Source organism: Pedobacter sp. AC163 (assembly GCF_979258665.1).
In genome coordinates this window covers 5,006,419-5,026,897 of the sequence record NZ_OZ409872.1, presented here as the reverse complement: position 1 = coordinate 5,026,897, position 20,479 = coordinate 5,006,419, and the positions used below count along the sequence as shown (strand labels likewise).

23 protein-coding genes are annotated in these 20,479 nt (G+C 37.2%); 9 read left to right on the top strand and 14 right to left on the bottom strand.

Annotated features, from left to right (window positions below; all coding sequences use genetic code 11):
- Genes egtB through ACZZZK_RS21805 form a run of 6 tightly spaced genes read right to left on the bottom strand, consistent with a single transcriptional unit; the run spans nt 1 to nt 6,066 of the window.
- Nucleotides 1–1,149 carry an ergothioneine biosynthesis protein EgtB gene (gene egtB / locus ACZZZK_RS21830; RefSeq protein WP_463485981.1) on the bottom strand — a complete coding sequence of 383 codons (1,149 nt, stop codon included), beginning with the start codon at nt 1,147–1,149 and terminating at the stop codon, nt 1–3.
- The gene (locus tag ACZZZK_RS21825) at nt 1,146–2,720 is read right to left on the bottom strand and encodes an ABC transporter permease/substrate-binding protein (protein WP_463485980.1); all 1,575 of its coding nucleotides are present in this window, start codon (nt 2,718–2,720) and stop codon (nt 1,146–1,148) included. Before ACZZZK_RS21825 ends, egtB begins: the two co-directional genes overlap by 4 nt.
- Nucleotides 2,713–3,666, bottom strand: coding sequence for an ABC transporter ATP-binding protein (locus tag ACZZZK_RS21820; RefSeq protein WP_463485979.1), 954 nt, complete (start codon nt 3,664–3,666; stop codon nt 2,713–2,715). Before ACZZZK_RS21820 ends, ACZZZK_RS21825 begins: the two co-directional genes overlap by 8 nt.
- Entirely contained in the window at nt 3,659–5,041 is a 1,383-nt protein-coding gene (locus ACZZZK_RS21815) for a mercuric reductase (RefSeq protein ID WP_463485978.1), read from the bottom strand. Before ACZZZK_RS21815 ends, ACZZZK_RS21820 begins: the two co-directional genes overlap by 8 nt.
- Nucleotides 5,042–5,100: 59 nt before the next feature.
- Nucleotides 5,101–5,517 carry a DUF805 domain-containing protein gene (locus ACZZZK_RS21810; protein WP_463485977.1) on the bottom strand — a complete coding sequence of 139 codons (417 nt, stop codon included), beginning with the start codon at nt 5,515–5,517 and terminating at the stop codon, nt 5,101–5,103.
- 54 nt (nt 5,518–5,571) lie between these two features.
- Complete coding sequence (locus ACZZZK_RS21805) at nt 5,572–6,066, bottom strand: DoxX family protein (protein WP_463485976.1); 495 nt, start codon at nt 6,064–6,066, stop codon at nt 5,572–5,574.
- A gap of 66 nt (nt 6,067–6,132) precedes the next feature.
- On the opposite strand from ACZZZK_RS21805, the gene ACZZZK_RS21800 reads away from it, so the two are divergent.
- Both ACZZZK_RS21800 and ACZZZK_RS21795 read left to right on the top strand, forming a co-directional pair.
- Entirely contained in the window at nt 6,133–6,333 is a 201-nt protein-coding gene (locus ACZZZK_RS21800) for a hypothetical protein (protein ID WP_265800564.1), read from the top strand.
- A 243-nt stretch (nt 6,334–6,576) separates the two neighbouring features.
- On the top strand, nt 6,577–7,095 hold the full coding sequence (locus tag ACZZZK_RS21795; protein WP_056850180.1) for an RNA polymerase sigma factor: 519 nt from the start codon (nt 6,577–6,579) through the stop codon (nt 7,093–7,095).
- Between the two features lie 34 nt (nt 7,096–7,129).
- Here the strand turns inward: ACZZZK_RS21795 and ACZZZK_RS21790 are convergent, their stop codons facing one another.
- Nucleotides 7,130–7,498, bottom strand: coding sequence for a response regulator transcription factor (locus tag ACZZZK_RS21790; protein WP_463485975.1), 369 nt, complete (start codon nt 7,496–7,498; stop codon nt 7,130–7,132).
- Nucleotides 7,499–7,691: 193 nt separating this feature from the next.
- A complete protein-coding gene (locus ACZZZK_RS21785) occupies nt 7,692–8,414 on the bottom strand; it encodes a LytR/AlgR family response regulator transcription factor (RefSeq protein WP_463485974.1) in 723 nt (240 codons plus the stop codon).
- A 629-nt stretch (nt 8,415–9,043) separates the two neighbouring features.
- Here ACZZZK_RS21785 and ACZZZK_RS21780 point away from each other — a divergent pair.
- The 3 genes from ACZZZK_RS21780 to ACZZZK_RS21770 all read left to right on the top strand — a co-directional run bounded on the left by ACZZZK_RS21780 (nt 9,044) and on the right by ACZZZK_RS21770 (nt 12,912).
- On the top strand, nt 9,044–9,340 hold the full coding sequence (locus ACZZZK_RS21780) for a hypothetical protein (protein WP_463485973.1): 297 nt from the start codon (nt 9,044–9,046) through the stop codon (nt 9,338–9,340).
- Nucleotides 9,341–9,397: 57 nt separating this feature from the next.
- Nucleotides 9,398–11,176 (top strand): tetratricopeptide repeat-containing sensor histidine kinase, encoded by a 1,779-nt coding sequence (locus tag ACZZZK_RS21775; protein WP_463485972.1) that lies wholly within the window; start codon nt 9,398–9,400, stop codon nt 11,174–11,176.
- A 77-nt stretch (nt 11,177–11,253) separates the two neighbouring features.
- Nucleotides 11,254–12,912, top strand: coding sequence for a carboxylesterase/lipase family protein (locus ACZZZK_RS21770; RefSeq protein ID WP_463485971.1), 1,659 nt, complete (start codon nt 11,254–11,256; stop codon nt 12,910–12,912).
- Between the two features lie 76 nt (nt 12,913–12,988).
- Here the strand turns inward: ACZZZK_RS21770 and ACZZZK_RS21765 are convergent, their stop codons facing one another.
- Entirely contained in the window at nt 12,989–13,450 is a 462-nt protein-coding gene (locus ACZZZK_RS21765; RefSeq protein WP_463485970.1) for a PA2169 family four-helix-bundle protein, read from the bottom strand.
- 215 nt (nt 13,451–13,665) lie between these two features.
- Here ACZZZK_RS21765 and ACZZZK_RS21760 point away from each other — a divergent pair, with 215 nt between their 5' ends.
- The 3 genes from ACZZZK_RS21760 to ACZZZK_RS21750 all read left to right on the top strand — a co-directional run bounded on the left by ACZZZK_RS21760 (nt 13,666) and on the right by ACZZZK_RS21750 (nt 16,220).
- Nucleotides 13,666–14,418, top strand: a complete 753-nt coding sequence (locus tag ACZZZK_RS21760) for an SDR family NAD(P)-dependent oxidoreductase (RefSeq protein ID WP_463485969.1) — start codon at nt 13,666–13,668, stop codon at nt 14,416–14,418.
- A gap of 157 nt (nt 14,419–14,575) precedes the next feature.
- Nucleotides 14,576–15,808 carry a PQQ-dependent sugar dehydrogenase gene (locus ACZZZK_RS21755; RefSeq protein ID WP_463485968.1) on the top strand — a complete coding sequence of 411 codons (1,233 nt, stop codon included), beginning with the start codon at nt 14,576–14,578 and terminating at the stop codon, nt 15,806–15,808.
- Between the two features lie 238 nt (nt 15,809–16,046).
- Nucleotides 16,047–16,220, top strand: a complete 174-nt coding sequence (locus tag ACZZZK_RS21750; protein ID WP_463485967.1) for a hypothetical protein — start codon at nt 16,047–16,049, stop codon at nt 16,218–16,220.
- A 44-nt stretch (nt 16,221–16,264) separates the two neighbouring features.
- Here ACZZZK_RS21750 and ACZZZK_RS21745 read toward each other — a convergent pair whose 3' ends face one another.
- A complete protein-coding gene (locus ACZZZK_RS21745) occupies nt 16,265–16,450 on the bottom strand; it encodes a hypothetical protein (protein WP_463485966.1) in 186 nt (61 codons plus the stop codon).
- A gap of 197 nt (nt 16,451–16,647) precedes the next feature.
- Here ACZZZK_RS21745 and ACZZZK_RS21740 point away from each other — a divergent pair, with 197 nt between their 5' ends.
- A complete protein-coding gene (locus ACZZZK_RS21740) occupies nt 16,648–16,878 on the top strand; it encodes a hypothetical protein (RefSeq protein ID WP_463485965.1) in 231 nt (76 codons plus the stop codon).
- Between the two features lie 102 nt (nt 16,879–16,980).
- Here the strand turns inward: ACZZZK_RS21740 and ACZZZK_RS21735 are convergent, their stop codons facing one another.
- The 4 genes from ACZZZK_RS21735 to ACZZZK_RS21720 all read right to left on the bottom strand — a co-directional run bounded on the left by ACZZZK_RS21735 (nt 16,981) and on the right by ACZZZK_RS21720 (nt 20,474).
- Nucleotides 16,981–17,691 (bottom strand): hypothetical protein, encoded by a 711-nt coding sequence (locus tag ACZZZK_RS21735; protein ID WP_463485964.1) that lies wholly within the window; start codon nt 17,689–17,691, stop codon nt 16,981–16,983.
- A gap of 41 nt (nt 17,692–17,732) precedes the next feature.
- Nucleotides 17,733–18,854: an outer membrane protein assembly factor BamB family protein gene (locus ACZZZK_RS21730; RefSeq protein ID WP_463485963.1), complete on the bottom strand. Its 1,122-nt coding sequence runs from the start codon at nt 18,852–18,854 to the stop codon at nt 17,733–17,735.
- Nucleotides 18,848–19,561, bottom strand: a complete 714-nt coding sequence (locus tag ACZZZK_RS21725) for a hypothetical protein (protein WP_463485962.1) — start codon at nt 19,559–19,561, stop codon at nt 18,848–18,850. The genes ACZZZK_RS21730 and ACZZZK_RS21725 overlap by 7 nt, the downstream gene beginning before the upstream one ends.
- A gap of 160 nt (nt 19,562–19,721) precedes the next feature.
- Entirely contained in the window at nt 19,722–20,474 is a 753-nt protein-coding gene (locus tag ACZZZK_RS21720) for a hypothetical protein (RefSeq protein ID WP_463485961.1), read from the bottom strand.
- Nucleotides 20,475–20,479: the final 5 nt, after the last annotated feature.

Sequence of the window (20,479 nt, the reverse complement as noted above, 5' to 3'; positions counted from 1 at the left end):
TTACTTTGCTAATCTTATGCCTGTAAATTGCCACCTTAAATGTGGATGAAAAAAATTGCGGTAGGTGCTGCGTTCATGTCCTTGAGGGGTGGCAACCGATGCACCACGAAGCACTTTTTGGTTTACCATAAATTTGCCATTATACTCTCCAAGCGCACCTGGCGCTTTACTAAAACCTGGATACGGCAAATAAGCACTTTCAGTCCACTCCCATCTTGCCCCCCAATTCAATTGCTGTGCTGCTATTTCCCACTCAAATTCAGTAGGCAAACGCAAACCCTTCCAACTGGCAAAGGCATAAGCTTCGTAATAACTTACATGCGTTACAGGCGCTTTGAGGTCGATCGATCGCAAGCCATTAAGCGTGTAGTTAAACCAGGCGTCATCTATCTTGCTCCAGTACATGGGTGCTTCAATTTGATTATTATTTACCCAATCCCAACCTTCCGCGTGCCAAAGGCTAAAATTTTTATAACCACCGGCGTCAGTAAAATCCAAATATTCTCCGTTCGTTACCAAAGCGGTACTTATGGCGAAATTCTGAAGATATACTTTGTGTCTCGATAGTTCATTATCAAAGCAAAAACCGTCACCGCTGTATCCAACTTCGTAAACGCCTTCCGCAATATCTATCATTTGTGGTTCAGATGCCGGTATATTTTTATCTTTCCAATTTATATCGTAAACTGGAAACAATGGATTATTACCTAAAATATATTTGATATCGGTTAGCAGGAGTTCCTGATGTTGTTGCTCATGATTGAAACCCAAATGCAGCAATTCTGTTAACTTCTCATCTACAGGGCAAGAAAGTAATTTAGCCATGGCTTCATCTACATAAGCACGATATTGATAAACTTCGTTCACGCTTGGCCGGCTTAAATTACCACGATCGGTACGGATTACCCTTGCGCCAACGGTTTCATAATAGCTGTTAAAAACGTAATTATAATCTGGATTAAACTCCTTATATTCTGGCGAGAAGGGTTTCAAAATAAAGGTTTCGAAAAACCAGGTGGTATGGCCCAAATGCCACTTTGGAGGGCTAACGTCAACTATCGGTTGAACTACATAATCCTCCGTTTGCAGAGGCTCACATATTTCTTCAGAATGCTTTCTAATTAGCAAGTATTCTTCGCTTAAATTCATTTGTTGTTGTCTAGATATTGCTTCAGATCTGTGATAGAATAAACACCAAGTTCTTTTGATTGTTTTCGGCGCATCATTAAAGCATAAGAATTATTAAAACCAATTGGAGTTAACCATTTAATTCCGAATTTCTTAATGAATTCATCTTTAACGTAGTTATAGGTTTTATCTTTATCATGAGCAATTTTCTTTGCAAAATCTGCATTGGGTTGTAGCAGAACCAACAATCCGGTTCCTGTATATTCAGGATAAAAATCTATTTGATCGTTAACCAAGGCATCGAAGCAAATTTTTGTGCCGCCCAAACCCGTTTTAGTAGCCACCTGATAGTTTGTATTTCCCTGAATAAGCATTTTATACATCTCTGCAAGAATGTACTGTTCGCCGAAAATTTTAGAACCTATGCGTACCGTTTCTCCCTTACCATTTAGCGGCGACTTATACAAATCTTGACTTACCAGAAACTCCTTCGCAACCCGCTCCGGACTTTGGTGTAACTGATCCGTTTTGTAATTAAGATCAGTCATAATAGAATCGTTAATTTTGCCTTCTAGAAGATTTAGTGTTTTTTCTAATTCAGGAAACTTTTTTAGGGAAGATGTTCTAACAATTGGCGCTGCATAGTAAGGAGGAAAAATACCTTTGTCATCCTTTAAGATGATCAGGTCGAATGCCTTCAATCTTCCATCGGTAGAATATCCGCTAATTACATCCAATTCCTTCTCAAAAGCTGCTTTGTACATTACCGCATCACTAATTACAATCGTATGGATTTTTAAACCGTAAACGGACTTTAATCCTAAATCGCCATCTTGCCTGCCCATAAACTCTGGCGTAAAACCCGCAGTGAGCGAACTTCCGTAAGCTTTAGGCAGCAAATAAAAGCAACCCAAAATTAAAATTACAATAGGAAGAAAGATCAATACCCGCTTTAGTTTCTTGATATTTAGGTTTTGAAGTAGCGCCAATAAAGCATCTAATAAAATGGCCAAAACTGCTGCAGGAATTGCACCAGCAAGAATCATATTGGTGTTGTTCAATGATATTCCCCCGAAAATAAATTCACCCAAACCACCCGCAGCGATGTAAGATGCCAGCGTTGCGACGCCCACATTGATGACGGTAGCGGTTCGTATTCCAGCTAAAATTACAGGCATGGCTAGCGGAAGCTCTACTTTGAAAAGAATTTGTTTTGCACTCATTCCCATCGCCTTCGCCGCCTCTCGTACATTAGCATCTATGCCAACAATTCCCGTATAAGTGTTTCGAATAATGGGCAAAAGCGCATAAATGAGCAACGCAACAATAGCGGGTTTTGCACCAATTCCTAATAATGGAATCATAAATCCCAATAAGGCAATGCTCGGAATAGTTTGCAAAACACCCGCAAAAGCTAAAACCGATCCTGATAACTTGCGCTTTCTGGCTATCAAAATTCCTAAAGGCACACCAACCAAAACCGCAAAAAACAGCGAAATAAATGTTAAACCTAAATGTTGGAGGGTTTGATTGAACAGCTTATCTGACTGTTCTGCCATGAATTGCCACAAGCTTTGCTGGTTCTCATTCATGGCGATTCCTTTTTTGATATAAACTAAATGCCGCGGTTAATTTATCGAAATCGATATTTTTACAACTACCAGATTGATTTTTAACCTCAATACTATTTTGCATTTGCAGCTTTTCCATTGTATCCCATACGCTTTCAGTAGATGGAATAGCGTTGGGTGTTCGTATATCTGATGTTGGTAAAAAATACCATAAATCATCTAATGAAACAGCTTTAAAGGCTAACGATAACTTTTCGCCTGCCAAAAAATCCTTTGCAAACTTATTTACGGGCTTAAAAAGTAATTCTTTTGGTGTTCCAATCTGAATAATTTTTCCTTTATCCATTAAACAAATGCGGTCTGCAAGTTCAAAAGCTTCGTGAATATCATGCGTCACCATCACCATTGTTTTCCGTTTAAGTTCTTCTAGAGCCTTAAATTCTTTTCTGATGCTGGTTCGGGTTACATTATCCAGAGCGCCAAAGGGTTCATCCATCAATAATATAGATGGATCGGTTACCAATGCCCTGGCTAAGCCAACGCGTTGTTGTTGTCCACCGCTTAATGCATTTGGAAACATAGATAAATATTGTTCTGATAAATGGAGCTTTTCTAAAATTTCCTGAGTTCGTAATATCGTTTTTTTACTATCCCAGCCCAGAAGTTTGGGTACAATGGCAATGTTTTCTGCCACCGTGTAGTGTGGAAACAAGCCATTATTCTGCAGCACGTAACCAATGCTTCGACGCAAAATCTCTGGTTTTTCGCCCGCAATATTTTTGCCGTTAATGTTTATCTGTCCCGAATCTGGTGCAATCAGTCGATTTATCATTTTAAGGGTAGTTGTCTTGCCACAACCACTTGTGCCCAGAAGAATCAAGCTTTCTCCTGGCAATACGTCAAAAGAAATCTTTTTAACAGCCTCATTGCCGCCAAAACTTTTACTTATTCCATTAACGCTAATCATCCAATTTCATAAAAAGATTATTCAATGATTCTGTATAAGTTGGGTGGGCAAAAATGCCATATCGAATTTTATCATAGGTGATACCGCCTTGCATAGCCATTTGCAAAACCGACATAATTTCGCCCCCATCCGCAGCAATTACTGTAGCTCCTAAAATTTTCTTGGTTTTAGCATCGACCACCGCTTTCATCAAACCAAATGTTTCTCCGGTTTCAATACCTCGGGCAACATTAGCCATTGGCAACACGGCAACTTTGTAATTTAAACCTCGCTCCTTTGCTTCGTTTTCCGAAATTCCTATCCTTGCGAGTTGCGGATCAGTAAACATGCAGTACGGAACCGGACGCCCCTTTGTAGAAAGGTTTTCCTTTTTCACCAGGTTTTGGTAAATGATTACATGGTCGTTATAAGCAATATGTGTAAATGCCGGACCGCCGTTAACATCGCCCAAAGCATAAATACCTTTAACATTAGTCTCTAACTTCGTATTCACAATCACATGACCTTTCTCATTGGTTTTTACCCCACAATAGTTTAGCCCCAGATTCTGGGTTTGCGGTTTTCTACCAGCCGCAACCAGTAAATGAGTACAATTGATGGTTTTATTTTCTGATTTTTGCTTCAGATCAATTGTTAACCCACTTTTCACTTTCTTAATTTCAGACACTTCTACTGAGGTCAAAAACTTAATATCTTCATTCCCTAAAACTTTGCAAAGTTCATCAGAAACATCATGATCTTCTCTTGCTAAAACATGGGATGATTTTTCGAGAATAGTTACTTTGCTGCCAAAGCGGCTAAACATTTGGCCAAACTCCAAACCAATATAATTGCCACCAATGATAACAAGATGCTCTGGAATTTCAGTTAAATCTAGTATAGAAGTTGAAGTGAGATATTCCACTTCATTCAAACCTTTAATATCTGGAATTACCGTACTCGCACCGGTATTGATGAAAATTAAATCTGCTGATAAGTTTTCGCTTCCTCCATCATTCATTTCCACTTTGAGTTCCTTTTTCCCTGTGAAAGTAGCGGCTCCCATATATAGCTTCAAACCCTTCGTTGATTCAATTCCTTTTTGAGCCGACTCTTGAAATAATTTTACAATTCCATCTTTCCGCTTTTTGATTTCTTTAAGATCAACTTTAATATCTCCAATTACAACACCAAGTTTTTCGGCATTTTTGGCTTGGAATGCTGCCCGGGCTGAGGCAATCATTGTTTTTGTTGGAGTACAACCGTCGTTAATACAGGTACCACCCACAATTCTTTTCTCAACAAGCGCTGTTTTCATCCCTGCATTTGCTAATTTTTTAGCAAGCGGAATCCCCGCCTGTCCGGCTCCAATGATAATGACGTCGTAGTGTTTCATGTTAAGTTATTACAGCAGTAAAACGAGGAAAACGGTTCATTGTTTGAACGGCTTCTCCTTTAGCTGGTAAATGAATCTTCACTTTTCGAAAGAAATGGATCTGGAGTGGTTTGCTGTTCGGCAAAGGTTCCTGTTTTAACATCATAACCAAAAGGATCTACATTGGGTTCATTGCCTTCACCTTTGGGGTTGTCGCCGTATTCGTTAGCGCCGTAATCACCAGCACTAAACAGCATTACGAAAATATAAAATGGGATAAGCAAATACCAACCAGAATTGCCTAAATCATGACATCTTTTCGCTCCCTGCGAGATTAAAATAAAAACGGGCAAAAGAACAAATATACCTGCCCATTCCATTCCTGGGCTTTCAGCCAGAGCGCTAATGATAAAAAGACACAGCCAATAGGCAAGAAAAGTAATGCAGTATTCGGTACGGCGAATTCGACCGTAAAAAGAGAAAATGTCTTTAAACATGGAGCGTGAGTTTTATTTTCAAAGTAAGATTGAAAATAAAAATATTCATCGACATTACAAAGCCGCTAATCGCTTTTGTTTTGTACTTTTTATTGCCCAAAAAATAAGTACAGGTTGAAAAAATAATCGCATCAACCGTTTTTGATCAGTATCCAAACCAAAACCATCACGTTTGTTTAAGTATTGAGAAACATTACCAGGAAAAACGGCAACAAACAATGATGCTGCTAAAATGCCGACTGTGCTTCTGTATTTTACAGGAGCAAAAACCAGTGCTGTTCCCATTGCAATTTCAACTAAGCCTGAATAGATAACAGTGTCATCCTTTTTCAGCGGAACCCAATCTGGTACTTGTGCCTGAAATTCTTTCCTGGCAAAAGTTAAATGACCAACGCCGGCAATAATCAGTCCGGTGCCTAACATGATCCTGGCGATATTTTTAGCAGTATTGTTTTTCATCTTTCCATAACAAACTCCTGTCGCAATGGTTTCTAAGTTAAACTTATTAATAAAAAAGTTTGATGCTATAAGCCTGTTGTTTATTAACATTTATCTAAAACTTTTTGTCCTGATGTCTTGTTATCATCCGGAAATTAGCCACTCAATACACACCAAATGATCAAAATAAATAACGACCAAGACTACAAGAAAGTTATAGCAAGACTTAAACAACTCTCTGAAAACACTAATATCCAGTCGATATTTCTATCATCAGAGATAAATGATCTTCGAAAAACGGCTATAGCTTACGAATATAAAAGATACGATTTAACAGCCATTGAAAATAATCATCAACAGCTTTCAGCTACAGGTTAATTTTAGGTATTTACCATTCCTTGCTTCTACTTTTACTTGCGTCAATTCAGCTTTTAAACCAATAAATAGAGAATCAGTTGTATTAACCACAAAATTTAACCGTATTTATTACGTAATTAATATCAATACGGCTATTTCTGGTACCAAGTTGCAAACCATGTTCTAGCATTCATGTTATAATATTTGATAAAGAAAATTATCAATCATGTGATTGATAAAGATATTTAACCAAATCCCTATAATATGGATCAAATAGAATTTAGCCACAATGCCGATCGGCATGCTACATCCCTATATTCGCATGCGATACGTTTTACCAAAGATGAAGATGAAGCCAAAGATCTGGTGCAAGACACGCTGATGAAGGGCATTAGATTCTGCCATAATTTTGACGAAGGCACCAATATTAAAGGTTGGCTATACGTAATCATGCGGAATACTTTTATCAATAATTACAGAAAAGACCAGAAAAGGAACGAGCTAATTACGACAGAAGAAGATATTTCGAGTGCGCATCTATTAAAAAGTGCTTCTAAAAACGCATCTGAAGGGAAGTTTATCATGGGTGATATTCAAAAAGCACTCGCCAGTATTCCACAAAATTACAGCATTCCTTTCCAACGTTACTTTGAGGGCTATAAATACCACGAAATCGCAGAAGAGTTAGGGATACCTATCGGAACGGTGAAGACTCACATCCATCAGGCACGTATAGAACTAAAAAAGTACTTGAAAAATTATAAAGGAAGTTATGGCATCTGATAGCCTTTAACTTAGCAATTTTATTGTCGGTTGACTAATTATGTTGACCGACAAACCCTCCCACTCTTTGCAAAAGATCGAATATATCAAATGGTTTTGCAATAAAATCTTCCGCCCCACATTGTTTCTTCATTTCGCTAAGCGCAGCATGTGCACTCATCATCATAATGGGAATATTCTTAGTTTCCGGATCTTTTTTAAGCATTTCGCACACCTCAATTCCATTGCCATCGGGAAGTTTTACATCTAACAAATATAAATCTTGAGAGCCCTTATCATCAAAGGCCATGAACTCTTTTACATTCGAAAATCCAAAAACTTCATAATTCTCTTCAGTTAAAATCAATTCAATAATCTCCTTAATACCCTGATCATCCTCGAGCAGGCATATTTTCTTACCCATATAATTCTAAGTCAAAAATAGTTTGCAATTGCGTATTCACTGTGTGAAACCACCAATATGCAAAATTGTTTTAGTTATAGAACAGAAAATTGACATATGTAAACAAAAATCGAAAGATACAGGGTGGTAAATCTTATTTTGCTTAGAAGTTTTTTATTGGTTTTAAACTGTCTAGCATTGGTGAAGATTAATATTAAAACAGTTTTTGCATCAACATTTCCTTTTTTTGAACCGAGACCTCTATCTCTGCACCATCTGATAATTCTAATGTCCCTCCATCTCCTTTTCTATATTTTACCACGTAATCTAAATTAACAATCACCGAACGGTTTACCCTCATAAATTGGGCATCATCCAAAACAGGTTCATATTCTTTCAATGTTTTCGAGACCACAATTTTTTTGGCATCTGCAAGTATAAAAACACTATAATTACTCATAGCCTCAACCCGCACTATATTTACTTTATCAATTAAATAAATCCCCTCGGCAGTGGGCAAGGCCAGTTTATTCTTAGGTTTTTTTTCTGGTATAATAACTTTGCTATAAGCTTTTTCGAATACTCTTTTCTTAAGCCGGTTAATGGCCGTTTTCAACTCGTCCTCATCAACAGGCTTCATCAAATAATCAACAGCGCTTAAACGGAGTGCCTCCAAAGTGTAACTGTCATAAGCAGTGGTAAAAATCACTTCAAAGTTGAATGTGCCCAGGCGTTCTAAAACCTGGAAGCCGTTCATTCCTGGCATTTCAACATCTAAAAAGAGCACATCTAAATCTAGTTTAGCTATAGCATCAACAGCTAATGTAGCATCATTAAATATGCCAACCACCTGTAATTCACTTTCAAAAACATCAAGCTTGTGCGCAAGCAATTTGCTTCCTCTTATTTCATCGTCTAAAATTGCTGCTCTTAACATCGATTTATGATTTTTACTAAATTTCGGCTATTTATTTTTTGGAAGCAACTCGAAACAAAATTTAATAGAAAGGCAGTTAAACATAGTCGGATAAATCTGACCGAGATTGATCCGCTAGATGGCTTTCATCTGTAAACTTATAACCCTTATTCTACACATTTTATGTTAATGATTGCAGGCGCAGTGTGGATGAGTGAATACAGGCTTACAATGAGTAAAAAAATTGAATAGAGTTACGTATGCGAGCAGGAAGCATGAAATGCAAAAAGTATGAGATTTGAGATTAGATGAAAACCTATGTAGAAAATCGTTTAATCGTAATTGATAAAGTAGTTAAGCCAGTGGCAAACTAAATTCCACTTTTCACTTGGGCTATATTTCCTAATCACAAAACATAGAAATAATATCTTACCACCGCATAATTAGCTTCTTTATCGGAGCATCAATACTAACCTACTGATAGAAGGGTATTTAAAATGATTGGAATACTAGAATTAATGATTGAACATTCATTCCTTTTTACATTTATTATTCTAATTTAGGTATAAATAAATCTGCACAGTTTTATACGTATAAACTTGCAGAGATATGTAACAATAATTTACTCCAAAAATTTAACCCAAATTCAGATGAACGCACCTAAAAAAAACGCCAACATTGGCAAATCTTCAGTGGCTGGCAAAACTGCGAAACCAAAACTATTCGAGAAATTAAATCCGGCAAAAAAAGTCCAGTTTGTAGTAGGAAAAGATGTAGATTTTAATGATTGTGAAATTAGAATCACCTTCAAGGGGAATAATATTGTCACTAAGTTTCTTTTAAAAGGTGTGCCTATAAGCGAGCAGGTAATTCTAGTGAAACCAAAACCAACTCCACCTCCTATCCCTACAATTGAATTTAAACAGGCTAGTCAGATAAAACTTTAGCTATCGATGCTTTCCTCGAGATATTGTTTAGTTGCCAGTTTATTATTAATTCATTTCTTGGGGTTTTCTCAAAGTAAGTACAAGCTATTGGTAGATTCTGCAAGGCTCTATACCCAAAGTGGCAAATATCAAGATGCAATTAACTTCTTATTTAAAGCCAAAGCACTTAAAGGAATAGATAAAAACTACTCTGAAAGAATTAACATGCATTTGGGAAACAATTATGAATCGCTAAGCAAAATAGATTCGAGCATATTTTATTATGGTGAAGCGATCAAATTTTGTGAAAGCAAAAAAGATTATCCCGCCTTATCATTTTTATTCAGTCGGCTAGGGAACATCGAATTAAGCTTTGCAAAGCGTTATCTTACTGCAATTAGCTACTTTAAGAAACAGCTCTATTATGACAAAATCCTAAAAGATAGCACCTACTTATTTGATAACTTAAATAATATCGGGCTGTCATTCAAAAGCTTAAATAAACTCGATAGTGCACTTTTTTACTTTAACAAAGTGACGCAAGATCCGTCGAAATTTAATAATTCTAAAAATACGGCATTACTATTTACTGCTGATATTTATTCTTTAAAGAAGAACTATAATAGTGCTTTAGCCAATTACAAACAAGCCATTAAAGGCTTAGCATTGGCTAAAGATAGTATTGGCCTATATGCTGGCTACGCAAATATTGGCGATTGCCTAATGCAACAGAATAAATTTGATGAGAGTATTGAAAATTTAAGAAAGGCAGAGAAATATCTATCACCTTACATTACCGACGCAAACAAAGCTGTTTTATACCACAATTTTGCTTACGTCTATGGCAAACAACAACAATTCGATAAGGCATATTATTTCAAAAATTTAGAAAATATTACGAAGGATAAAATCAATACCGAAAGTATTGGTAACGCCATTGCCGAGATGGGTGCAAAATACGAGCTACGCCAGAAGCAAGACAGTTTATTTATCAATAAGCAAAAATTGGTACTTGCGAACGTAAAAACCAGCCAAAAAGAACGAAATTTTATCATTCTATTAATTGCATCAATTGCTATTATAATTTTTATTTTTAGCATCTACCGCATTAGGCAGTTGAGGTATAAAAACACCTTACAACAAAAACAAGCCGAACAAAATGCGCTTAATTTAATGCATCAATACCAACTTTCAGAGAGCGAACTAAAATCAATTCGCTCGCAAATGAACCCGCATTTTATTTTCAACGTATTAAATTCCATTGAGTCTTATATCATGGAAAATGATAAAAGAACAGCCTCCCGCCTAATTCAAAAATTTGCTGCATTAAGCAGATTGATATTGGAAAATTCAACCAAAAGCTTAGTCACGGCAGATAAGGAATGGAAAGCCTTGATGTTATATACCGAATTGGAAGCCATGAGATATGCTGGTGCGTTTACTTATGCTTTTGAAGTAGATGAGAATATTCAGTTAAAAACAACTTACCTCCCACCTATGCTTATTCAGCCTTTAATAGAGAATGCTATTTTACATGGATTAATACAAAGTGATAAAAAAGATGGCCACCTATCGGTAAAGATTAAAAAGATTGAAAACGGGATTTGTATTACGGTAGCAGATAATGGAGTAGGATTGAATTACAAAGAAAAACCTTCGAGATTTACTGATATAAAAGAACAATCATTAGGACTGGCATCTATAAAAGAAAGAATCAAAATGATTAATAAACAGTATAATGACTGTGCAAGCTTTACGCTGCAATCTGGAGCAGATTTAAAAGGTGCAATTGCCGTTTTATGCCTACCGGTTTTCGAAGAGCAAGAGTTGCGAGGCAGATTAAGTTTAGATGGATAATGATTACAAATTGATAATAAGATTGTTGCGTTTCTACGCTATTGCTGATGGTGAGTTTGTCTATCTTTGTGATACAAATGAATAACCCCATCAAGCCTAATTACATACTTAAAGTAAGTATCGTCCTGCTCATTTTCTTCACTACGTTAAATAAATCTTTTGCGCAATCTTCACCTTCATCTGTTGCCTATGTAACTGTTAATGAAGGAAAATTACAAGGCAGAATTGAAAAGGATGTATTTGTTTTTAAAGGTGTGCCTTATGCTGCGCCACCGCTTGGGCCATTACGTTGGAAAGCACCTCAACGGCTAGCACATTGGTCTGGCATACGCAAAGCGACAGATTTCAGTGCCCGTCCGGTTCAAAAATCTGGTATTTTATACGAGTTTCGATCAGAAACCATGAGTGAGGATTGCCTTTATCTTAATATCTGGTCGACTGCAAAACGCGACGATAAGCCTCATCCGGTTTATGTGTTTATTCATGGCGGCTCATTTATTCATGGAGATGGATCTCAACCCGCTTATGATGGCGAAAGCATGGCGAAAAAGGGTATTATTTATATTTCCATCAATTACCGATTAGGTGTTTTTGGCTTTTTAGCGCATCCTGATTTGGGTAAAGAGAATCAATTTGGCGCATCGGGTAATTATGGTTTGTTAGATCAGGTTGCTGCATTGAAGTGGATAAAGGAAAATATTAGTGCTTTTGGTGGAGATCCGAAACGCATCACTATTGGTGGCGAATCTGTCGGCGCTCAATCTATAAGCGCTCATATGGCCTCGCCGTTATCTAAAGGATTATTTTCTGCGGCCATCGCACAAAGCAGTTCTTTACTCGATTCAAGAAGACTAATCAGATCAAAACAAGCATCAGAAAAACTGGGAACTGACTTTGCCCTTTTCACCAAAAGCACTTCCATTGAAGAAATGAGATCCATTGATGAAAAAACTTTGCTGAAGCTTGCATCTAAAGGAGATCCACGGCGCTTTAAGCCAACGGTTGATGGCTACTTTTTACCAAAATTCCCAACGGAGGTTTTCGAAGCTGGTGAACAAGCTAAAGTTCCATTGCTCGTGGGCTGGAATGCTGATGAAGTACCTTCCCTGGCTTTTTACAGGTTAAAAAGGGCGACACCAGAAAACTTTTATAAAAGAGTGCGAAAAATTTACGGAGAGGATGCAGCTGAGGTACTAAAATATTATCCAGTAAAAACAAAGAAGGAGGCAAAAATAGCAGGTGCAAAAGTAGGTAGCGATTGGCTTATTAATTTTGGCACCTGGCGATTGGCAGAACTTCATGCAAAGAGCAAAGCACCTGTTTATCGTTATTTATTTGATCAACCCCACCCTGGTTTAACACCAAAAACCATTAAAGATGGAAATGTTTTTCAGGTGCTGCTTAAGAAAATGATTAATAGAGCTATTACAGGTTCTGCTTTTCACGCAGCTGAAATTGAGTATGCTTTAGGGAATTTAGAAGTACAAAAAAATTATGCATGGAAGTCGGCAGACTATCAGGTCTCGGAACAAATGCAGGCTTATTTTTCAAATTTTATCCACAACAGTAATCCAAATATAGGAAGCAAAGAGGTAACGCTTGTGAATTGGCCGCAACAAACAGCGGGGGCAAAACAACAATATCTTCGAATTGGTTTGCCAAGTAAAGTAGAAATAGAACGCGACACCACGAGAGATAGATTTTTGTTATTACAGCGAATCAAGTTCGCTGAGTAAACTTAGAAAACCTCATCCAAAAAGATGACAAAAAAAAGCCCGCTGAAGATCTTTCAGCGGGCTTCCAAGTTAAATTTTATAATGCTTTATGTGCATCTCTTAAAGCTTTAATTGCATCATGGCTAACATTAATTCCATCTTGTTGTTTTAACAAAACAGTTCTTACATTTTCGCCCAATTCGTTTTCTTGAAGTGCATCTCTGTAAGCTTTTTTGATCGCATCTTCACCTCTTTCGCATTCTGCTAAAATGCTATGGCGATCATCACCACCAAAACTTGCTTTGATATCGATCCAAGCTCTGTGCAATGTACCTAAGATCGTGTTTCCAGTATCTGGATCTTCGTTATTCCTACCTACAAGACCTGCAAGTTCGGTCACGTTGTCTCTACTGTCTGAAGAAAGTTTCTCAAAAGTCGCTTTTAAATCGATGTTCTCATCGCTTAAATCTTTCGATGCTTTATCAAAACCATCTGCTCTGTCGTTGTTAATTTGAATAAGGTCATTTAATACCTCAACTGTTTTTTCTTGATTTTCCATAGTAAATTATGATTCTATAATTGGTAGATGGATTTACAACAACATCGTTCATTTAATGTTTTATTAATTGAAAAATACTTCCATAATTTTAAACCGTGAGATGTAAAATCTTAAATCCTTCGATCATTTATCTATTAGATTTTATAAAACACTTTCTGCTGACAAACATAAAGGTTAGACAACCGTTACTTGTGTATATATTAATAACAAATAATATGGCAAGTTTAAAAAACAAGGTGGCTTTGGTATCAGGCGCCGGCTCAGGAATTGGCAGAGCAATTGCCATTACCTATGCACAAGAGGGTGCGAAAGTAGTAGTGGCTGATATCAACGAGGAACATGCAGCTGAAACCGTTAAATTAATTACAGACACTGGCGGCGAAGCAATTGCAGTAAAAGCAGATTCTTCCAAAGCTGAAGAAAACAAAAGGCTAATAGATGAGGTCGTTCAAAGATACGGTCGTTTGGATATTGCGTGTAACAATGCAGGTATGGGCGGACCCGCTAAACCAACAGCTGAATACGAGCCAGAGGAATGGGATCGGGTAATTGATCTTAATTTAAATGGTGTATTTTATGCCTGTAAATATCAACTGGCTCAAATGGAAAAGAATGGAGGTGGTTCCATTGTTAATATCGCTTCCATTCACGGACAAGTGGCTGCACCAAATAGTCCAGCTTACACCGCTTCCAAACATGCTGTGGTAGGTTTAACTAAAAATATTGCAGTAGAATATGCCCAGAAGAACATTCGGTGTAACGCCGTAGGACCAGGCTATATAGAAACCCCATTACTTACTGCAAATTTGAATGAAGAAGGCTTAAAAGCAATAGCTGCAAAAAGTGCCATTAATAGATTGGGAACCGTTCAGGAAGTTGCTGATTTAGTTGCATTTTTAAGTTCTGATAAATCATCATTTACAACAGGTGCATACATTATTACTGATGGTGGATACACCGCGGTATAATTGATATCAACCTACAGCAAAAGATCAGGACACCCCCAAGCCTTATCTTTTTTGTGAAAATAGCTTTCTACATATACCAGCTAATGAAGTTTTTAAATATTTGCAAACCAATTAGTTATTGCTCTGTTAATCATAATAGGAAACTAAATACATACTTATGAGATTCACAATCAACTCCATTTTTATAGGATTTTTCCTATTGATCTTATCTAGTTGCTCAAAAAATGAAGATTTCGACGAGGTTGATCCTGATGTTATCGATGGGCCGGGTGTTGAAACTGCTGCTCCAAATACCAGCTACTCTCCTGCTTTTGCAGGCCAAACCAGAGTAAAAGCTGTGCGGACAACAGTTGCATTTCAAGGTACGGCCATTAGTACAGGACTAAATGCACCTTGGGGAGTGGCAGCACTTCCTGACGGTAGATTGTTAATCACTCAAAAGGCTGGAACAATGCGCATTGCAACAACAACTGGTACGCTCAGCGGCCCCATCACTGGTATACCAGCAGTTAATCCAGCTGGGCAAGGTGGATTGCTTGGGTTATGTATCGATCCTCAATTTGCCAGCAACAGAATGGTATACTGGGTATTTTCAGAAAATGTTGCCGGCGGCACACAAACATCGGTTGCAAAAGGAAGATTGGCACAGAATGAACAGTCAATCGAAAACGCAACAGTAATTTATCGGGCTGGGCCAGCATACAATGGTACTCTTCATTATGGCGGCAGAATCCTTTTCGATAGAACAGGGAATTTGATTGTAAGCACGGGTGAACGGTCAGACCTGGCAACAAGACCACTGGCACAATCTGTAACTGCAGGACTTGGTAAAATTATCCGTATTAATACTAGCGGGCAACCTGCATCTGGAAACCCGACATTTTCCAATAGTGCAGCATTGCCAGAGCTGTACAGCATTGGACACAGAAATCCTCAAGGGTTGGCCCTTCATCCGACTACCGGAGAAATTTGGCAAAGCGAACATGGCCCGCGTGGTGGTGATGAAATTAATAGGTTGCAAGCGGGACGAAATTACGGCTGGCCAACGATTACTTATGGAATAGAATATAGTGGAGCCGCTATTGGCGGTGCCATACAACAGCAAAATGGCTTGGAACAACCCACCTATTACTGGGATCCAGTTATTTCTCCAAGCGGCATGGTTTTTTATAGCGGCAATCGGATTGCTGAATGGCAGAATAATTTATTTATTGCTGCCCTAAGCGGTACGCATATCGTCCGTCTGGTCATCGAAAATAATAGGGTAATTGGCGAAGAGCGATTGCTGGCGAGCGAGAATCAAAGGTTTAGGGATATTACGCAAGGAAGCGATAATAGCTTATATGCAATAACTGACGGTGGAAAATTGTATCGCATAGATAAATCTTAATATCAAAAAATACGAAAACTTATTTAGTCGGTGCAGCAGAAAATATTCTGGTGCACCTTTTTTTTGCAACAAAGCCTTGGATCTTAGATGAAATTCAGATACAACAGTGAAAATTCTCAAAAACAGCAAAAATATAGCTAAATAATTGGCTATTAATAAAATATATTATTAAATATTTTGTAAAGAAAAGTCAATTTGCTATATTCACGGTAATTAACAGCAACTAAATCAGATCATTATGAAAAATTTCCTATTTTTCCTATTTTCATCTCTGATATCTGCTGCTGCAGTATTCGTTTCACAAAAGATTTCAGATTTTGAGTTGGGAATTAGTACAGTAATTTGTATTTGGACGCTATTTGCCTGGAGCCTGATTAATAAAGCTAGCCAGGGCACCGATAGCCATAGCTAACTTTATTATCTCACTACTAAAGTTGTAAAAGTGGAAGATTAAATTTAGTCTTCAGGGTTTCCTGCTGCATTACCAGCTAAATCTCCAGCTACATCTTCATCCTCATCCGTCTCTCCTGTTAGCCCCTCCTGAACATCGTTGTCTTCGTTTGTCTCTTGCTTATAGCCTGTTTCTTTATGCTGATCATCCTGATCATCATTCTGAATTTTGTCTTTTGGATCCGTATTCATAACAAATAGATTTTTAACAAACAACAGTGTCCAGAAGAATAAGGTTTTCAAAAATTAAAATCGAAAAAATATAATTGAATAAATCACAGGCAATCAAGCACATTCTTATAAAAATGTTAAAAACCCGATGATGTTGAAAAAATCGATCAAACAAATCTTAAGGTAAGTCCTTTAACTGTTATCTAAAAACGAATAATATGCAAAAGACAACTACTCCACCAAACGATCTTCAACAGTTTATTGAAAAATTTCAGCCAAGTAAGTTTAAGTTATTGAGCAGAGGGATAGAAATACGAGGCAATAACGATGTTTACAGAAGTATTACCGCAGCTAAAGAATTGATAGAAAAAATGAAATTAAGATTAACCGTTAAGCATTCTGCAGAAATGGCCATGTACGGTGGCTTCGAAGTAGTACATGCTGCATAGATTTTATATCCCCAAATTCGAATATGTTTTTGGGGATATATTATATTACAGGTAAAAAGGTAATTTTAAAATTGATTCATCCCAACCTGCCCTAATATTCTCTTAGTAATATGATATTTTCCGGATTTTAGTTTCAATAACTACATTGCTTTTATCGTAGGTAACACATTTAATCATGTCGCCATTTTCGTCATATTGATAAACTAGTCTGCCATTGGGCACCTTTTCTTCAGGATAGTAATAAACCAAAGTTTCTACGTTGTTCTTTTTCGCATCGTAGTTGTATTTTTTTCTCGAGTACCACTCACCGTTCTGCTGATACTCTACTTCCTCGGCTATTTTATGGAAACTATTATACTGAAATTTCTTTTTGACATTACTGACTTTATCAAATTCTTCAACTTTATTTCCTAAGGCATCATATTTAACGTCAATTTCAGAAACAATCTTTCCAGAATTGTATTTAATCGTTTTTATTACGCGTTTCTTATCATCAAATTTCTCAATGAATTCCCACCCTTTGTCGTCGTTTTTTTCGCTCGCCCTCCAAGGTTCAGTGCTCTTCAATTTACCATGTTCGTACATCTTGGTTTCCTTTGGCGCTCCGTTTTTGTAAAACGTTGTAGTTGTAGTAAACTGTCTTTTACCCAGGGTTGTTAAGGCTTCTATGCTAGTACTTACTTCCTTCACATTTTCTTTTACGCCAAAAAAGTCCTGAAGTTCCTTTTTTTCGGTTGGAGTAAGTTTAGGCCCTTCCTGGGCATTGCAAGAGGTAAGTAGATGTAAGGCAATTATCAAAATATAGTTTTTCATCTGTTGTAATTGGATTAGGCTCTTATAATTTCTGCAGCATCCTATTCTGCAAACATATAGGTATTATCCACCCTGTGTTCGGGATCTATATTAATGCCTTTGTAAAAAACAGTTTCATGCTGCAAGCCTGCATCAATGCTATACATTACGCCGTTTTGGCAAACATAGTAATAGTTGTTATTGGCAGGATAAAGCATGCCATAAGCTTCGCTAGCCAGTTTTTTACGAGCTATAATTTTACCATCGTCATCTAACTTTAATAACTCTTTTCGGGTGCTCACCATCACGCCGTCATCACATTTGGCCACACTAAGTAATGCATTGTCATCTTTATACAATTCGGTCTTCCAAAGCAACTCCCCTTTTTCTTTATCTACGGCAAATAAGGTGGAGCCGCCAAAATACACGGCTTTGTCTGTTATAAACATGTTGTGAGTAGAACTTTGCGAGGTATTATCCGCTTTAAAATCCCAAATAGAATTATATTCAGGTGTAAAGGATGATAACAAATTGTTCTGACTAAGTGTAAAAATATTGCCACCATCAATCACCATTTCATTGGTAACAGGTTCGTTTTCATCATAATTAACGGAGGAAACTTTTTTGCCGGTTTTGATATCAATCGCAATCATACTTCCGTTTAAGCTGACCAATACTAAGTTTTTTACCACTTTAGGGCTCGAATAAATAATATTGGGATTGTAATAAATCCAGTTCACTTTTTTAGTCGCTATGTTTATCGATTTTATTTCACCATGGCTGTTGGCAAAAATAATATTGCCGTTTACCACTAATGGGTATTGGTAAAACAATCGAAATGCTACCTCATTGAAATCAAAATTATAGAGCTTTGCGTCTGGTCCATCAGTATCTTTTATTTCCCACACTTTATTACCAGTTTTTTTATCGTATTGCATAATTGAGCCGTCAATATAAGCTTTGGTTAAATGTTTTTCATCAACGGTAAAAAAGTTAACCTCGTCATTTTCTTCCTTATTGAAGGCTTCAACATGCCACAATAACTTTTTCTCTGCCAGGTTAAATGCATATACATCATTTGCGCTGGTGGTTAAATACAGGGTTTTCTTGGGTTGATCCTGCTCTTTTTTAGTGCAAGAAAGCAGTGACAGAATCAGCAAAGAAAGGATTGAAAATCTTACCATGGGTCGTTATTTAATACATAATCATATGGAATGCTCTGGCTAAAATCGGCCAGGTGCCAGGTTGCAGGGTCTGATTGATACTTTACAAAATCATAAATTACATTTAAAGGCACCTGAATATTACCCAGGTTTCCCTGCTCTTTATTGAATGCCGAAACCATTGCGGTTACCCTGGCTATTTCTGTATCTCCATCCAGTTTTTGTAAAGGGGCAGCATAACAGACACCAATTTTTATATGGGCTTTATATTTTGAGAGCAAGCTTGTCACCTCATTCTGATAATTTCTAACAATTGCCTGTTGTGCGTCGTCGTCGCTTGGTTTATCCTCGGCAATTTTGAGCTTAGAGAAATCTCGCTTTTTATATCTATTGATATCCTCTAATACACTCTCCGGAATGAAATCCTTATTTTTGATGGCATTCGTCCACATCGTTGTATCTACAGGACTTTGTGGTGCCTCTATCAACACATCTACCATATCCGGCCTTGTATTTGCTTCGGCCTGCATACGCTTCATATTTTCGTAATTAGCCCAATCTTCTTTGTTATAGGTTAAATATTGCTGTACCTTATACATCGGACTTTCTAAACTGTCTTTGTACATATATTCTATACCAATAATGATAATAACTAGACCTATGATAGATAGGCCAACAATTTTCAATATCTTTTTTGATTTCGATTTTCTTTCAGGAACTGATTGCATTCTTTTATTCGCTAATTTCAATTTAACTTTAAAAATAAAGTTTCAGCATTAAAGTATTTTAGCTGATGTGAATTCGCTGGAGTTAAATGATAATTCGCTGGCCTTTGACTGTTTTTCGGAAAGAAACTAATGCATGGATACCTTAAATGAAAAGGATTGATTAAGGTTTGCTTTTCAATATTTCACAACCTTTGTAAACCTTTTTAGCAATTATTTTTCCATCATGATCCCAAGTACTTTCTGTGCCACAGGGAGAGGTTTCGCAATCATCGCATGCCGCATTGCACGAATACTCTTTAACCAATGCCCCTTTGTCAAATTCTAAAGCATGCATAAAATACGGCGTAAAATCGCAAGTGCTATTTGGTGATTGAAAATAACGCTTTGTCCAGCTGGAAATCTTATTACCACTATCATCAAATGCTTCATAACTTAATGGTTTCCAGCAAGAACTGATGGGTTTAAGAATGGTGATAGACTGTAATTTATCAAATGAGCTATATTCCTTTATTGTTTTTATCGTGTCCGACTCTTCAGTTTTGGTGTAAGGCATTTTTATGGGACGTGGCAAAAGCCAGGGATTTGATATGGTTGGAGCGTCTTCGCCAATAAAATAGGCTTTATTTTCCTCCCATTGGATATCGGTAATCGTCCACATAATAGCTACAGGTGCACTGTTAATCACCTGTTGTTTTATCTCATCGTATAAGTAAACCTTGCCCGAAGCATCACCAGACCCGCCAGGCATTTTAAATAAAAAACGTTCGTAAAAGTATTTGGAGGCATAAACAGAATACTGCCTATCCGGACTAAAAGTTTGGTAATATTTACCGCTGGTGGAAAACATCAGAACAACGGCTAAAACAAAACAGAGCAGGGAAACGGCTAATGTTGCAATGATCTTTTTATGCATTGGAT

Excerpts from the sequence above, each read along its gene's own strand:
- egtB (WP_463485981.1), bottom strand. The coding sequence starts at position 1,149 with ATGAATTTAAGCGAAGAATACTTGCTAATTAGAAAGCATTCTGAAGAA.
- ACZZZK_RS21825 (WP_463485980.1), bottom strand. The coding sequence starts at position 2,720 with ATGAATGAGAACCAGCAAAGCTTGTGGCAATTCATGGCAGAACAGTCA.
- ACZZZK_RS21820 (WP_463485979.1), bottom strand. The coding sequence starts at position 3,666 with ATGATTAGCGTTAATGGAATAAGTAAAAGTTTTGGCGGCAATGAGGCT.
- ACZZZK_RS21815 (WP_463485978.1), bottom strand. The coding sequence starts at position 5,041 with ATGAAACACTACGACGTCATTATCATTGGAGCCGGACAGGCGGGGATT.
- ACZZZK_RS21810 (WP_463485977.1), bottom strand. The coding sequence starts at position 5,517 with ATGTTTAAAGACATTTTCTCTTTTTACGGTCGAATTCGCCGTACCGAA.
- ACZZZK_RS21805 (WP_463485976.1), bottom strand. The coding sequence starts at position 6,066 with ATGTTAATAAACAACAGGCTTATAGCATCAAACTTTTTTATTAATAAG.
- ACZZZK_RS21800 (WP_265800564.1), top strand. The coding sequence starts at position 6,133 with ATGATCAAAATAAATAACGACCAAGACTACAAGAAAGTTATAGCAAGA.
- ACZZZK_RS21795 (WP_056850180.1), top strand. The coding sequence starts at position 6,577 with ATGGATCAAATAGAATTTAGCCACAATGCCGATCGGCATGCTACATCC.
- ACZZZK_RS21790 (WP_463485975.1), bottom strand. The coding sequence starts at position 7,498 with ATGGGTAAGAAAATATGCCTGCTCGAGGATGATCAGGGTATTAAGGAG.
- ACZZZK_RS21785 (WP_463485974.1), bottom strand. The coding sequence starts at position 8,414 with ATGTTAAGAGCAGCAATTTTAGACGATGAAATAAGAGGAAGCAAATTG.
- ACZZZK_RS21780 (WP_463485973.1), top strand. The coding sequence starts at position 9,044 with ATGAACGCACCTAAAAAAAACGCCAACATTGGCAAATCTTCAGTGGCT.
- ACZZZK_RS21770 (WP_463485971.1), top strand. The coding sequence starts at position 11,254 with ATGAATAACCCCATCAAGCCTAATTACATACTTAAAGTAAGTATCGTC.
- ACZZZK_RS21765 (WP_463485970.1), bottom strand. The coding sequence starts at position 13,450 with ATGGAAAATCAAGAAAAAACAGTTGAGGTATTAAATGACCTTATTCAA.
- ACZZZK_RS21760 (WP_463485969.1), top strand. The coding sequence starts at position 13,666 with ATGGCAAGTTTAAAAAACAAGGTGGCTTTGGTATCAGGCGCCGGCTCA.
- ACZZZK_RS21755 (WP_463485968.1), top strand. The coding sequence starts at position 14,576 with ATGAGATTCACAATCAACTCCATTTTTATAGGATTTTTCCTATTGATC.
- ACZZZK_RS21750 (WP_463485967.1), top strand. The coding sequence starts at position 16,047 with ATGAAAAATTTCCTATTTTTCCTATTTTCATCTCTGATATCTGCTGCT.
- ACZZZK_RS21745 (WP_463485966.1), bottom strand. The coding sequence starts at position 16,450 with ATGAATACGGATCCAAAAGACAAAATTCAGAATGATGATCAGGATGAT.
- ACZZZK_RS21740 (WP_463485965.1), top strand. The coding sequence starts at position 16,648 with ATGCAAAAGACAACTACTCCACCAAACGATCTTCAACAGTTTATTGAA.
- ACZZZK_RS21735 (WP_463485964.1), bottom strand. The coding sequence starts at position 17,691 with ATGAAAAACTATATTTTGATAATTGCCTTACATCTACTTACCTCTTGC.
- ACZZZK_RS21730 (WP_463485963.1), bottom strand. The coding sequence starts at position 18,854 with ATGGTAAGATTTTCAATCCTTTCTTTGCTGATTCTGTCACTGCTTTCT.
- ACZZZK_RS21725 (WP_463485962.1), bottom strand. The coding sequence starts at position 19,561 with ATGCAATCAGTTCCTGAAAGAAAATCGAAATCAAAAAAGATATTGAAA.
- ACZZZK_RS21720 (WP_463485961.1), bottom strand. The coding sequence starts at position 20,474 with ATGCATAAAAAGATCATTGCAACATTAGCCGTTTCCCTGCTCTGTTTT.